Annotated in this window: 9 protein-coding genes and 3 pseudogenes; 5 read left to right on the top strand and 7 right to left on the bottom strand. The window is 73.3% G+C overall.

What is annotated here, in order from left to right:
• The first annotated feature begins 46 nt into the window (after positions 1–46).
• Positions 47–697, top strand: a complete 651-nt coding sequence (locus JIW86_RS08115; protein ID WP_257553165.1) for a hypothetical protein — start codon at positions 47–49, stop codon at positions 695–697.
• A gap of 33 nt (positions 698–730) precedes the next feature.
• Here the strand turns inward: JIW86_RS08115 and JIW86_RS08110 are convergent, their stop codons facing one another.
• Both JIW86_RS08110 and JIW86_RS08105 read right to left on the bottom strand, forming a co-directional pair.
• Positions 731–3,136, bottom strand: coding sequence for an excinuclease ABC subunit UvrA (locus JIW86_RS08110; protein WP_257553164.1), 2,406 nt, complete (start codon positions 3,134–3,136; stop codon positions 731–733).
• Between the two features lie 21 nt (positions 3,137–3,157).
• Complete coding sequence (locus tag JIW86_RS08105; protein ID WP_257553163.1) at positions 3,158–4,156, bottom strand: MsnO8 family LLM class oxidoreductase; 999 nt, start codon at positions 4,154–4,156, stop codon at positions 3,158–3,160.
• 47 nt (positions 4,157–4,203) lie between these two features.
• Between JIW86_RS08105 and JIW86_RS08100 the strand changes: the two genes are divergently transcribed.
• Positions 4,204–4,695 (top strand): hypothetical protein, encoded by a 492-nt coding sequence (locus JIW86_RS08100; protein WP_257553162.1) that lies wholly within the window; start codon positions 4,204–4,206, stop codon positions 4,693–4,695.
• Between the two features lie 48 nt (positions 4,696–4,743).
• Here JIW86_RS08100 and JIW86_RS08095 read toward each other — a convergent pair whose 3' ends face one another.
• The gene (locus tag JIW86_RS08095) at positions 4,744–4,959 is read right to left on the bottom strand and encodes a dodecin (protein WP_215149263.1); all 216 of its coding nucleotides are present in this window, start codon (positions 4,957–4,959) and stop codon (positions 4,744–4,746) included.
• Between the two features lie 166 nt (positions 4,960–5,125).
• On the opposite strand from JIW86_RS08095, the gene JIW86_RS08090 reads away from it, so the two are divergent.
• The 3 genes and pseudogenes from JIW86_RS08090 (at position 5,126) to JIW86_RS08080 (ending at position 8,349) form a co-directional block, all read left to right on the top strand.
• Complete coding sequence (locus JIW86_RS08090) at positions 5,126–6,388, top strand: extracellular solute-binding protein (protein WP_416237536.1); 1,263 nt, start codon at positions 5,126–5,128, stop codon at positions 6,386–6,388.
• A gap of 175 nt (positions 6,389–6,563) precedes the next feature.
• A pseudogene (locus JIW86_RS08085) lies at positions 6,564–7,423 on the top strand (GNAT family N-acetyltransferase).
• A complete protein-coding gene (locus tag JIW86_RS08080; RefSeq protein ID WP_257553161.1) occupies positions 7,420–8,349 on the top strand; it encodes a lysophospholipid acyltransferase family protein in 930 nt (309 codons plus the stop codon). Before JIW86_RS08085 ends, JIW86_RS08080 begins: the two are co-directional and overlap by 4 nt.
• On the opposite strand, the gene egtD is transcribed toward JIW86_RS08080, so the two are convergent.
• The 4 genes and pseudogenes from egtD to egtA all read right to left on the bottom strand — a co-directional run bounded on the left by egtD (position 8,232) and on the right by egtA (position 12,590).
• Entirely contained in the window at positions 8,232–9,206 is a 975-nt protein-coding gene (egtD, locus tag JIW86_RS08075; protein ID WP_257553160.1) for an L-histidine N(alpha)-methyltransferase, read from the bottom strand. The genes JIW86_RS08080 and egtD overlap by 118 nt on opposite strands.
• Complete coding sequence (egtC, locus tag JIW86_RS08070; protein WP_257553159.1) at positions 9,199–9,978, bottom strand: ergothioneine biosynthesis protein EgtC; 780 nt, start codon at positions 9,976–9,978, stop codon at positions 9,199–9,201. Before egtC ends, egtD begins: the two co-directional genes overlap by 8 nt.
• Positions 9,978–11,290 (bottom strand): annotated as a pseudogene (gene egtB / locus JIW86_RS08065) (ergothioneine biosynthesis protein EgtB). The gene egtC and the pseudogene egtB overlap by 1 nt, the downstream one beginning before the upstream one ends.
• A pseudogene (egtA, locus tag JIW86_RS08060) lies at positions 11,287–12,590 on the bottom strand (ergothioneine biosynthesis glutamate--cysteine ligase EgtA). The pseudogenes egtB and egtA overlap by 4 nt, the downstream one beginning before the upstream one ends.
• Positions 12,591–12,688: the final 98 nt, after the last annotated feature.

The following is a 12,688-nucleotide window of genomic DNA, read 5'->3' as shown; positions in this document are numbered from 1 at the left end:
CGCGCCGCGTCCCGGCGGCGCACGGCCCATGGCGGACAGTGGCCCCATGCCAGAAGCCCCCGCCGGGTCCGGACCGTGCCGCCGCAGCCTGCTGGCCGCCGCCCTCGCCCCGCTCGCGGTGGCCGGCTGCTCCACGGACGACCACCCCGGCGGCCCCGCCCCCGGCCCCCAGGCCGGGGCCAAGGACGCCCTGGTCATGGTGATCCGGCACGCCGAGAAGCCGTACGCCGGCGACTCGGGCTGGGACGAGGAGGGCGAGGACGACCCCGGCTCGCTGGCCGGCCGCGGCTGGCGCCGGGCCGAGGAGCTCACCCGCCTCTTCCCGCCCGCCCGCGGTTCCTCGCTGCCCCGCCCCGCCGCCGTCTTCGCGGCCGGCGGGAAGGCCGCCGCCCCCGCCCGCTGCAAGCAGACCGTGGCGGCACTGGCCACCGCCCTGCGCACCCCCGTCCGCACCGAGTTCGCCGTCGGCGCCGAACCGGCCCTCGTCCGCGCCGCGCTGCTCGCCCCGATGCCTGTGCTGGTCTGCTGGGAGCACAGCGGCATCCCCCGGCTGGTCCGCGCCCTCGGCGCCGACCGGGTCCTCGGTGTCCCGGCCACCTGGCCCGACCGCCACGACCTCGTCTGGATGTTCACCCGCCGCCAGGGGCAGTGGAGCTTCCGCGAACTGCCGCAGCACCTGCTTGCCGGCGACGCGTGACCATGGGGTGACCGGGCCCGGGGGCGGTGCCCCCTAACGACCCGTCCGGCCGCCGATCGCCCGCGCCAGGTACGGCGCCGTGCGGCCCGTCCCCGACGCGGCCACCTGCGCCGGGGTCCCCGAGGCGACGATCCGGCCGCCCTCCGTTCCCCCGCCCGGACCCAGGTCGATGACCCAGTCCGCGCCCGCCACCGTCTCCATGTCGTGCTCCACGACCACCACCGAGTGCCCGGCGTCCACCAGCCCGTGCAACTGCCGCAGCAGCACCCGTACATCGGCCGGATGCAGGCCGGTCGTCGGCTCGTCCAGCAGGTACAGCGTGTGGTCCCGGCGCAGCCTCTGCAGCTCCGTGGCCAGTTTGATCCGCTGCGCCTCGCCGCCCGACAGCTCGGTGGCCGGCTGCCCCAGCCGCAGGTAGCCCAGCCCGATGTCCTCCAGCGCCCGCAGGCTGCGGGCCGCCGCCGGAACCTCCGCGAAGAACGCGGCCGCCGACTCCACCGTCAGCCCCAGCACCTCCGCGATGTCCAGCCCCGCGTACCGGACCTCCAGGGTCTCGGCGTTGTACCGCGCACCCCCGCACTCCGGGCAGGGGGCGTACGTACTCGGCAGGAAGAGCAGCTCCACCGAGACGAAGCCCTCGCCCTGACAGGTCTCGCACCGGCCGCCCGGCACGTTGAAGGAGAACCGGCCCGCCTTCCAGCCGCGCGCCCGCGCCTCCGGCGCCGCCGTGAACAGCTTGCGCACCACGTCGAACAACCCGGTGTAGGTGGCCAGGTTGGACCGCGGGGTGCGGCCGATCGGCTTCTGGTCCACCTCCACCAGCCGCCGTACCGGAAAGTCCGGCTCCGCCAGCCGCCCGGCGACCTCCCGGGCCAGCACCTGGCCCACCAGCGTGGACTTCCCCGACCCCGACACCCCGGTCACGGCGGTGAACACACCGAGCGGGAACGGCACGTGTACATCGCGCAGGTTGTGCCGGTCGGCCCCGCTCAAGCGCACCTGCCCGGTGGCCTCGCGCACCGGGCGCCGTGCCCCGGCCGGCACCGGCGCCGCGAACAGGTGCCGGGCCGTCGCCGACTCCGCGACGCCGGCCAGCTCCCGCGGCGGCCCGCTGTACAGGACCTGCCCGCCGTGCTCCCCGGCCAGCGGTCCCACGTCCACCAGCCAGTCCGCGTGCCGCACCACCGCCATGTCGTGTTCCACGACGAACACCGTGTTCCCGGCCTCCTTCAGCCGGTCCAGTACGCCGAGCAGCGCCTCGGTGTCGGCCGGGTGCAGCCCCGCCGACGGCTCGTCCAGTACGTACACCACCCCGAACAGCCCCGACCGCAGCTGCGTCGCCAGCCGCAGCCGCTGGAGCTCGCCCGCGGACAGGGTCGGCGCGGCGCGGTCCAGGCTCAGATAGCCGAGCCCGAGCTCGACGATGGGCCCGATCCTCGAGCGCAGGTCCTGCGCGAGCACCCGCGCCGCCTCGCCCTCCACGGGCGCGGCGGCGAGTACGCCGTCCAGGCCGGTCAGTGCCATGGCCGCCAGCTCGGCGATCCCGTACCCCGCGAAGGTCACGGCCAGGGCCTCGGGGCGCAGCCGCCGCCCCTCGCACACCGGGCAGGGGGAGTCGGTGAGGAAGCCCTCCGCGCGGGCCCGCAGGGTGGCGCTCTTGGTGTCGGAGAAGGTCCGCATCACATAGCGGTGCGCGCTCATGTACGTGCCCTGGTACGGCCGTTGGATCCGGTTCGCGTCCCGCACCGGGTGCACGGTCACCACCGGCTGCTCCTCGGTGAACAGGATCCACTCGCGGTCCTTGGCCGGCAGCTCCCGCCACGGCCGGTCGACGTCGTGCCCCAGCACCTCGAGGATGTCCCGCAGGTTCTTGCCCTGCCAGGCGCCGGGCCAGGCGGCGATGGCACCTTGACGGATCGACAGTTCCGGCTCGGGGACGAGGAGTTCCTCGGTGGTGCGGTGGATCCGGCCGAGCCCGTGGCACGAAGGGCAGGCCCCGGCCGCGGTGTTGGGGGAGAAGGCGTCGGAGTCGAGCCGCTCGGCCCCCGGCGGATAGCTGCCGGCCCGGGAGTACAGCATCCGCAGGGAGTTGGACAGCAGGGTCACCGTGCCGACCGAGGACCGCGATCCCGGCGAGGAACGGCGCTGCTCCAGGGAGACGGCGGGCGGCAGCCCGGTGATGGAGTCCACCTTCGGGGCGCCGATCTGGTGGATGAGCCGGCGGGCGTACGGGGCCACGGACTCGAAGTACCGGCGCTGGGCCTCGGCGTAGATCGTGCCGAACGCGAGCGAGCTCTTCCCGGATCCGGAGACCCCGGTGAACACGGTCAGCGCGTCGCGCGGAATGTCCACGTCGACACCGCGCAGGTTGTGCTCCCTGGCGCCCCGGACGCGTACGCGGGAATCAGGGGCGGAACGGGGATCGGGAGACTGGTGCATTCGTCCTACTTTAGAGGCCCTTCAGAGGCCCGCGATCCGGGCCAGTCTGCGGTAGGAGTCCAGCAGCGCCGCCCGGTCGTAGGTGGAGGTGGTGACCAGCAGCTCGTCGGCGCCGGTCAGCGCGGCGACCTCGGCCAGCTCCGCCGCGACCTGCTCTTCCGTGCCGTGGATGTGCCCGGTCAGCGCGCCCTCGTACAGCTCCCGCTCCTTCGGGGTCATGGACAGGGCCTCGACCTCCTCGGCCGGCCGCAGCGGCGGGAAGCTGCCCCGGGTGCGGGAGTACGCGAGGGACCAGGCCTCGGGGACCAGCATCCGCCGGGCTTCCGCGGTGGTGGCGGCGACCGCCACCGTCCCCGAGACCACCACGTACGGCTCCGCGCCCCATGCGGAGGCCCGGAACTCCTTGCGGTACGTCTCGATGATGTCCGTGACCCGGCCGCGCGCCCGCAGGTCTCCCACCACCATCGGCAGCCCGGCCCGGGCGGCGATCCCGGCCCCTTCGCCGGTGGCGAGCACGTACGCCGGGATCCGCAGCCCCTCGGCGGGATGCGCGTGCACCTCCGGATGGGCCTGCTGGCTGCCGTCGAGCCAGCCCAGCAGCTCGGCCAGCTGCTCCTCGAACCGGTCGGCGTCCCCGGTGTCGCGGCCCAGGGCCCGCCGGATGCCGTTGGTGAAGCCGACCGAACGGCCGAGCCCCATGTCGATCCGGCCGGGGAACAGCGCCTCCAGGACCCCGAACTGCTCCGCGACCACCAGCGGCTGGTGGTTGGGCAGCATGACCCCGCCGGTGCCGACCCGGATCCGCCGGGTGGCTCCGGCCACGGCTGCGGCCAGCACGGCCGGCGCGGATCCGGCGACGCCGGGCACGCTGTGGTGCTCCGAAACCCAGAAGCGGTGGTAGCCGAGCTCCTCGGCCGTCCGGGCCAGGTCCACGGTGTCCCGCAGGGCCTCGGGGGCCGGGTGGCCCTCGCGGGTGCGGGACCGGTCGAGTATGGAGAGTCGGAAGAGTTTTCGGATCACACAGGTCTCAACGCCGGGGGCCCGCGAGGATTCCCTAGGGTTGCGGGATGACTGAGAACACCCACCGGCCGCTGGCCGTCTTCGACATCGACAACACCCTGGCGGACACCGGCCACCGCCAGCACTTCCTGGAGCGCCGTCCCCGCGACTGGAGCGGCTTCTTCGGTGCGGCGCCGGCCGATCCGCCGCTGGGGCGCGGGGTGACCCTGGCGGTGGAGAGCGCGGCCGACTGCGAGGTGGTCTACCTGACCGGGCGCCCGGAGCGGTGCCGGGCGGACACCGTGGACTGGCTCACGCGGCACGGGCTGCCCGAGGGCCGGGTGTGGATGCGCGGGAACCAGGACCGGCGCCCGGCCCGGACGACCAAGCTGGAGGTGCTGAAGCGGATCGCCCGGGGCCGGGAGGTGCGCATGCTCGTGGACGACGACGAACTGGTCTGCCAGGCCGCCCGCGCCGCCGGTTTCCGGGTGGTCCTCGCCGACTGGGCGGCGGAGGCACCGGAGCTCAAGGCCGCCCAGGAGGGCGAAGGGCGGACCTGAGCACGGCCGGAAGGCCCGGGGCGAGCGCGCCCCGGGTGAACGCCCGGGTCAGTCCTCGCCGTCGAGGCGGAAGCCGACCTTGAGCCCCACCTGGTAGTGGGCGATCTCGCCGTTCTCGAGGTGCCCGCGCACCTGGACGACCTCGAACCAGTCGAGATTGCGCACGGTCTGGCCCGCACGGGCGATCCCGTTGCGGATGGCCTGATCGATGCCCTCATGGGAGGTGCCGACGATTTCGGTCACCCGGTACGTGTGATTGGACATGGGGGTCTCCCGACGCTGGGTGGCTTTTGCCTCGTTCTACGGTGCCCCAGTAAGTCCGGCTCCGCGAACTTTGCGTGAACAGTCCCGAGCGAAAGGCCCTTGACCCGCCTATTGGTCTATGCCAATTTCAAGCCATCCGAGATCCGTCCCCAGAAGGTGACCTTTCGTGAAGATGCGCTTCCTTGCCGTGTGTACCGCCCTTGCCGCCGTGACCGCCCTGACGGGCTGCGGCCAGTCGGGTGACCCGGCCGGAGGTGCGCAGAAGGTGACCCTCTGGCTGATGAAGGGCAGCGCCTCGGAAGACTTCATCGGGAAGTTCACCGCGTCCTTCGAGCAGGAGCACCCCGGCGTCGACCTGGACGTCAGGATCCAGGAGTGGACGGGCATCGGCGAGAAGGTCAACGCCGTGCTGGAGGGCAGGAGCAAGGAGAGCGCCGACGTCATCGAGGTCGGCAACACCCAGGTCGCCCAGTACATCGAGACCGGCGGCCTCTCCGAGCTCACCCTCGAAGGGCTGCGCGAATGGGGCAGCAAGGACTGGCTCAAGGGCCTCTCCGACCCGGGAAGCATCGACGGCGCCCAGTACGGAGTCCCCTGGTACGCCGCCAACCGGGTGGTGATCTACAACAAGGAACTCTTCGCGAACTCCGGGATCAAGAACACCCCCAGGAACCGCGCCGAGTGGGTCCAGGCCACCCAGAAGCTCGACAAGGCGGAGCAGCAGGGCATCTACCTGGCCGGCCAGAACTGGTACGTCCTCGCCGGCTTCATCTGGGACGAGGGCGGCGACCTCGCCGTCGAGACCGGCAGCCGGTGGGTCGGCAGCCTCGACGACGAGAAGGCCCTGGCCGGCATGGAGTTCTACAAGCAGCTCCAGGCCCTCGGCGACGGGCCCAAGGACGCGGACGAGGAGACGCCCCCGCAGTCGGAGGTGTTCGCCCGCGGCGAGGTCGCCCAGATCATCGCCCCGCCCGGCCAGGTCGCCGAGATCGAGGCCGCCAACCCCGCCCTCAAGGGCAAGCTCGGCTACTTCCCCATCCCCGGCAAGACCTCCGACAAGGCGGGCGCCGTGTTCACCGGCGGCTCGGACCTGATCATCCCGGAGCGCACGAAGCAGCGCAGGAACGCGGTCGACGTGATCACGGCCCTGGTCAGCGAGAGGTGGCAGACCGAGCTCGCCCGCACGATGAGCTACGTACCGAACAAGACCACCCTCGCGCACGTGGTCGAGGGCAACGAGGGCGCCGCCACCATGGCCGTGGGCGCCGCCCAGGGCCGGGCCACCCCGAAGTCCGCCCGCTGGGCCGAGATCGAGGCGAAGAACCCGATCAAGCCCTTCATGACGGCCGTCCTGACCGGGCAGGACCCGAAGCAGGCCGCCCGGACGGCCTCCGAGACCATCAGCAAGGTGCTCAGCTCCGACCGCTGAGCCGCCGCTTACCCGCCGCTCACCCCCGGAGCCACCGAGTCCGCCACCTGCTCCACCACCGAGTTCAGCGTCCGCACATCCGCGTGCCGCTGAGCGGTCATGTCGAATCCAGCCGGTCACGGAAGAAGTAAAGGAGCCAGGTCGCACACCTGCCGGCCTGGCTCTCCGCGCCCGGATCAGGAGCCGCCATGACCATCGCACCCCTGTCCCCGTCCCCCTTTCCCCCACCGCCACAGCCAGCGCAACAGTCACCGCGACAGGCACCGCCACCGCCCCCGCCACCGGCAGTGCCCCCGCCCCCGCCCAGGGCCCCCGCTACGCCGTACGGCTCGCCCGCAACGAGACCGAGGTGCGCGCAGCCCAGCGGCTGCGCCACCAGGTCTTCGCCGGCGAGCTCGGCGCCCGCCTGGACGGGCCCGAGCCCGGCCTCGACATCGACGCCTTCGACGCGTACTGCGACCACCTCCTCGTCCTGGACGAGGAGACCGAGCAGGTCGTCGGCACCTACCGGCTGCTTCCCCGGAGCGTGCCGCCGTCGCCGGGCGCCTCTACTCCGAGGGAGAGTTCGACCTCTCCGCCCTCGCCCCCATCCGCCCCGACCTGGTGGAGGTCGGCCGCTCCTGCGTCCACCCCGACCACCGCAACGGCGCCGTCATCGCCCTGATCTGGGCCGGCCTCGCCCGCTACATGGACCGCTCCGGGCACAACTGGCTCGCCGGCTGCTGCTCGATACCGCTCGCCGACGGCGGGGTCCTGGCAGCCGCCACCCGCGAGGCCGCCCTGGCCCGCGCCTCCGCCCCCCAGGAGTACCGGGTCACCCCCCACCTCCCCTGGAACCCCGAGGGCATCACCTTCCCCGCCCGCATGGAACTGCCCCCGCTGCTGCGCGGCTACCTGCGCCTGGGTGCCTGGGTCTGCGGCGAGCCCGCCCTCGACGCCGAGTTCGGCTGCGCCGACCTGTACGTGCTGCTCTCCCTGCGCCGCACGAACCCGCGCTACCTCAAGCACTTCCTCTCGCTCGTCCCGGGCGCATGAGCGTCTGGCTGCCCACCTCGCCCTGCACCCCCGAGGCCTGCGCCGGCCACGAGGGGCGCACGGCGAGCATCCCGCTCGCGGTGCTCCGGCTCGTTGCCGCCGTGTTCCTGATCCTGGCCGGGATCCTCGGCGCCCCGCCGGTGCGGCTGCTGCCGGCCGGGCCCCGGCACGCGGTGGTGCGGGCCTGGTCGGCCGCGCTGGTCCGGGCCTTCGGCATACGCATCACCGTGCACGGAAGCCCCGGCCAGGGCGGCGGGCGCCTGATCGTCGCCAACCACATCTCCTGGCTGGACATCCCGCTCGTCGCCGCCGTCATGCCCTGCCGGATGCTCGCCAAGAGCGACATCCGGGCCTGGCCGGTCCTCGGCCGCCTCGCCGGACAGTCCGGGACCCTGTTCATCGAACGCGAGCGCATCCGTGCCCTGCCCGCCACCGTCGAGACCATGACCCGCGCGCTGCTGGCCGGTGACCGGGTCACCGTCTTCCCCGAGGGCTCCACCTGGTGCGGGCGCGCCCAGGGGCCCTTCCGCAGGGCGGCCTTCCAGTCGGCACTGGACGCGCGGGTCCCCGTACAGCCCATTCGCCTCGCGTACCTGCGGTGCGACGGGGACACGGCCGGGGAGCCCGCCTTCGTCGGGGACGACCCGCTGACCGCCTCGCTCTGGCGGATCGCGCGGGCCCGGGGAGTGCGGGCCGAGGTCACACTGCTGCCGCGGATCCCGCCGGGCCGGTACGCGGACCGGCGGGACCTCGCGGCCGCGGCTCAGACGGCGATCACCTCAGCCGCGTCCCTTCCCGGCATCCCGACTCAGCGCTCCGCGCCGTCGGCGACCGACAAGGACAGCGCGAAACGGCCCGCCGCGTCCGTCCACCACTGGACCAACTCCAGCCCCGCCGATGCCAGTTCCTTGCGCACGCCCTCCTGACGGAACTTCGCGGACACCTCCGTCAGGATCTCCTCACCCGCCGCGAACGGCACCACCAGATCCAGCGCCCGGATCTTCACCAGCAGCTCCGACCGGGCACGCAGTCGCATCTCGATCCACTCCTGCTCCCGGTTCCACACCGCCACGTGCGCGAAGTCGGCGGTGTGGAAGTCCGCGCCCAACTCCCTGTTGATCACGGCCAGCACGTTCTGGTTGAACTCGGCCGTCACCCCCTGCGCGTCGTCGTACGCCGCCACCAGCACGGCCTCGTCCTTGACCAGGTCCGTTCCGATGAGCAGCGTGTCCCCGGGCGAGAGCATCGCCCGTACGGACGCCAGGAACACCGCCCGGTCCGGCGGCAGCAGGTTCCCGATCGTGCCGCCGAGGAACACCACCAGCCGGGGTCCGGGCGTTTCGGGCAGCTGCATCGCCCTCGTGAAGTCGGCCAGCAGGGCGTGCACCCGCAGCCCCGGATGAGCCGCCAGCAGCGTCTCGGCCGCACCGGCCAGGGCGCTCTCGCTCACGTCCACCGGGATGTAGGTGTCCAGCGCGGGCATCGCCTCGATCAGGTGCCGGGTCTTCTCCGAGGATCCCGAGCCCAGCTCGACCAGCGTCCGCGCCCCGCTCGCCGAGGCGATCTCCTGCGCTCGCTCGAGCAGGATCTCCCGCTCCGCGCGCGTCGGGTAGTACTCGGGCAACCGGGTGATCTCCTCGAAGAGTTCACTGCCCCGCGCGTCGTAGAACCACTTCGGCGGCAACACCTTCGGATTCTGCGTCAGCCCGTGCAGCACGTCCGCGCGTAGCGCCGCCTCGGCGGCGTGCTCGTCGAGGGTCCGGGTCATCTGGAAGTCACTCACGGGCGCTCCTTCTCCCCCGACGGGGTTTCCTTGAGGGGGTCAGATCGACCCGGGTACAGGTGGCGGTCAGCAGGGTCCGGTCGGGTACCTCGTACCAGCGGGAGTCGTCGTCGTACGGTTCGGACGCCACCACCGTGCGCCGCGCATCCGCGTCGACCAGGTACCAGAGCGAATCGCCCCAGGCCGTCGCGGCGATGGCCGCGCCGTCCGTCAGCAGCAGGTTCAGCCGCGAACCGGGAGCGGCCGCGGCCAGCTCCAGGACCGTCCCGGCCAGCGCCGCGCCCAGCTCCTCCCCGGACCGCAGCCGGTGCAGGACCAGCGCCCAGATCAGCGCCGAATCGGTGCGCGACTCCAACTGGAGCAGCTCCTCGGGCGGCAGGCCGAGCGCGAGCGGGGCCGCCGCGTCCGGCCAGTCCCGTATCGCGCCGTTGTGGCTGAACAGCCACCGCCCGTCCGCGAACGGAGCCGCCGCGGCCTCCCCGTCGGCCCCGGGCCGGGTGGCATCGCGTACGGCGGCCAGCGCGGCCCCGCTGCGCACCACGCGGGCGAGATCGGCGAAGGTCAGATCGGACCAGATCGGCCCGGCCCGGCGGTAGCGCGCGGGCACCGGGTCGCCCTCCGCGTACCAGCCGACGCCGAAGCCGTCGGCGTTGACCGTGCCGCTGCGCTGGCGGCGCGGTTCCCAGGACTGGTGCACCAGCGAGTGCTCTGGGTCGCACAGCAGCCGCCCGAGCGCCATCTCCGGGCCCAGGTAGGCGAGATGACGGCACATCAGACGTCCCTCGCGGTGCGGAAGCCCGAGAAGATCTGCCGGCGCACCGGAAGGTCCCAGTTGCGGAAGGTGCCCCGGCAGGCCACCGGGTCGACCGCGAAGGAACCGCCGCGCAGCACCTTGTGCTCGGGGCCGAAGAACACCTCCGAGTACTCGCGGTACGGGAAGGCCCGGAACCCCGGGTAGGGCAGGAAATCGGAGGCCGTCCACTCCCACACGTCGCCGATCAGCTGGCGCACCCCGAGCGGGGAGGCCCCGGCCGGGTAGCTGCCCGCCCGAGCCGGACGCAGGTGGCGCTGGCCCAGATTGGCGTGGGCGGACGTCGGATCGGCGTCACCCCACGGATAGCGGGTCGAGCGGCCGGTGGCCGGATCGTGCCGCGCCGCCTTCTCCCACTCGGTCTCCGTGGGCAGCCGGCGCCCCGCCCAGCGGGCATAGGCGTCCGCCTCGTACCAGCTGACGTGCAGCACCGGTTCGTCGCCAGGCACCGGCTCGGTCACCCCGAAGCGGCGGCGCAGCCACTGGCCGTCCCCGGGGCCCTCCCGGTGCCAGAACAGCGGTGCCTCGATGTGGTGTTCGCGGATCTGCCGCCAGCCCGCCGCGGCCCACCAGCGGGGCTCGCGGTAACCGCCGTCCGCGATGAACGCCTCGTACGCTGCATTGGTGACCGGCACCGTGTCGATCCAGAACGGCGCCGTGTCCCGGGGGTGCGCGGGCCGTTCGTTGTCCAGTGACCACGGCTCGGTGGAGGTGCCCATGGTGAACGGGCCGCCCGGCACCAGGACTTCGGCCACCAGTGGCGCCTCGTACGGGGCCTCGGGCTCCGGAGCCGTCAGCACGGGCTCGCCCCGCCGGAGCTGATGGGTGATCAGCATCGTCTCGTCGTGCTGCTGCTCGTGCTGGGCGATCATCCCGAAGGCGAAACCGTCGTCGAGCAGCGCGCTGCCCTCCAGCGGGGTGCGCTCCAGCAGGTCGAAGACCCGGCCGCGCACCTCGGCCGCGTACCGGCGGGCCTCCGCGGGCCCGAGCAGCGGCAGTTTCGGCCGCTCGGAGCGGGGATGCTCGAACGCGTCGTAGAGGGGTTGATCTCGGGGTGCAGCGACTCGCGTCCGGCGACGCGGCCCAGCAGCCAGAGCTCCTCCTGGTTCCCGATGTGCGCCAGGTCCCAGACCAGCGGGGACATCAGGGGCGAGTGCTGCGCGGTGAGGTCCTGGTCGGTCACCGGGTCGGTGAGCGCGGCCGTCCGGGCCCGCGCGGCGGTCAGTGCGGCGGCCGCCCGCTCCCGCAGGCCGGGGTGGGATTCGGTGGTCATCGGCCGGCCTCCTTCCCGGCACCGGCGGACTGCAGCCGTGGCGGGTCGTCGGCCGGGCAGCGGCCGCGCAGCACGAAGCGCTCGGTGAAGGCGCCGACCGTCTCCCGGACGTGGGCGCTCGCGCCGAGCCGGGGCAGCGCCTCGGAGGCGGCCCGGAAGCAGGCCTTGGCGGCGGCCCGCAGCTCCGGATCGCTCAGACCGCGCCGGGCGGCGGACCGCCACAGCGGATTGCGGGGCGCGGGTGCGGAGCCGTACGTGTCGGCCAGCGCCTTGGTCACCCGGTACGCGGTCTCCGAGGCCTCCGGATCGTCGAACAGCGCGTGCACGACGGCCACCGGGACCAGCCAGCCGTCGTCGCCGGGCTGCGCGTCGATCATCCGCAGCTCCAGGTGGCCGCGCGGCCGCACCGGCGGGAACAGCGTGGTCAGGTGGTAGTCCAGGTCCTCCGCGGTGGGGGCCGCAGCCCCGGGTACGCCGGATCGCCGCCCGTGCGCAGCCAGTCGCGGAAGGTCAGGCCCTGCGGGATCGTCCACGGCTCGCCGTCGTACGACCGCACGCACATCACCTCGGTGTCCAGCGCGTGCCGGGTCCAGCCGTCCCGCGGCGGGACGTCCGGCGGCGGGGCGAGCGAGCGTCGGCTGTCGATGTCCGCCCAGTTCCCCTGGCGGGCACACCGCCAGCCGGCGTACGGACCCTCGGACACGGCGGAGTTGGCGAACGCGGCCACCAGGACCGCGCCCAGCAGGTGCGCGAGCCGCCAGCGCCGGCCGTGGCCGAGCGCGCCGGGCTCCTCGTACCCGGCATCGACGCACACCTGCACGGAGGCGGAGGCGCGCATCATGGTGCGCCCGGCCGGGCCGGTGCGGTCGAAGTAGGCCTCCATCGCGTCGTAGCGCGGGCTGGCCAGCAGCCGGCGATGGGGGAGGCGCGGATCCCGGCCGTTTCCCTCCAGGACCAGGCCCTGGGCGAGCAGGGCGGCCCGTACGGCGGTGAGATCGGCCTGGAGGCCGTTCACGCAGCCGCTGAGGGAGGTGGCGGGGGCCGAGCTGAGCTCCAACTGGCCGCCCGGTTCGACGGTGACCCGGGAGTTCAGGGGCAGGGCGCGAGCGGCGGCGTGCGCGGCGTGCAGCCGCTCGGGGGACGGGGGCCGACCGGGCCGCTCGGCGTCCAGGACGAGCCATTCGAGCTCGGCACCGAGGAGGCGGGGCGGGCCGGTCTTGAAACAGATGCCGTGGATCAGATCCTCGGCCTGGCTCTCGGATATGGGCGAGGGCGGGGGAGCGGGTGAGTTCATGGGCATGACCGGGTCCTCTTCTCCTGTCGTCGGTCGTGACATCGCTCGTGACATCACCCGTGCCTACCCGTCTGTCGCCTGCAAAATCCTTTTACCTCTGGGGG

The sequence above is a fragment of the Streptomyces sp. NBC_00162 genome (genome assembly GCF_024611995.1).
Lineage (GTDB): Bacteria > Actinomycetota > Actinomycetes > Streptomycetales > Streptomycetaceae > Streptomyces.
Note: the sequence above shows the minus strand (reverse complement) of the source record. Positions and strands in the feature narration are given on the sequence as shown.

Coding starts and splice junctions, on each gene's coding strand:
- JIW86_RS08115 (WP_257553165.1), top strand. CDS start 47: ATGCCAGAAGCCCCCGCCGGGTCCGGACCGTGCCGCCGCAGCCTGCTG.
- JIW86_RS08110 (WP_257553164.1), bottom strand. CDS start 3,136: ATGCACCAGTCTCCCGATCCCCGTTCCGCCCCTGATTCCCGCGTACGC.
- JIW86_RS08100 (WP_257553162.1), top strand. CDS start 4,204: ATGACTGAGAACACCCACCGGCCGCTGGCCGTCTTCGACATCGACAAC.
- JIW86_RS08095 (WP_215149263.1), bottom strand. CDS start 4,959: ATGTCCAATCACACGTACCGGGTGACCGAAATCGTCGGCACCTCCCAT.
- JIW86_RS08080 (WP_257553161.1), top strand. CDS start 7,420: ATGAGCGTCTGGCTGCCCACCTCGCCCTGCACCCCCGAGGCCTGCGCC.
- egtC (WP_257553159.1), bottom strand. CDS start 9,978: ATGTGCCGTCATCTCGCCTACCTGGGCCCGGAGATGGCGCTCGGGCGG.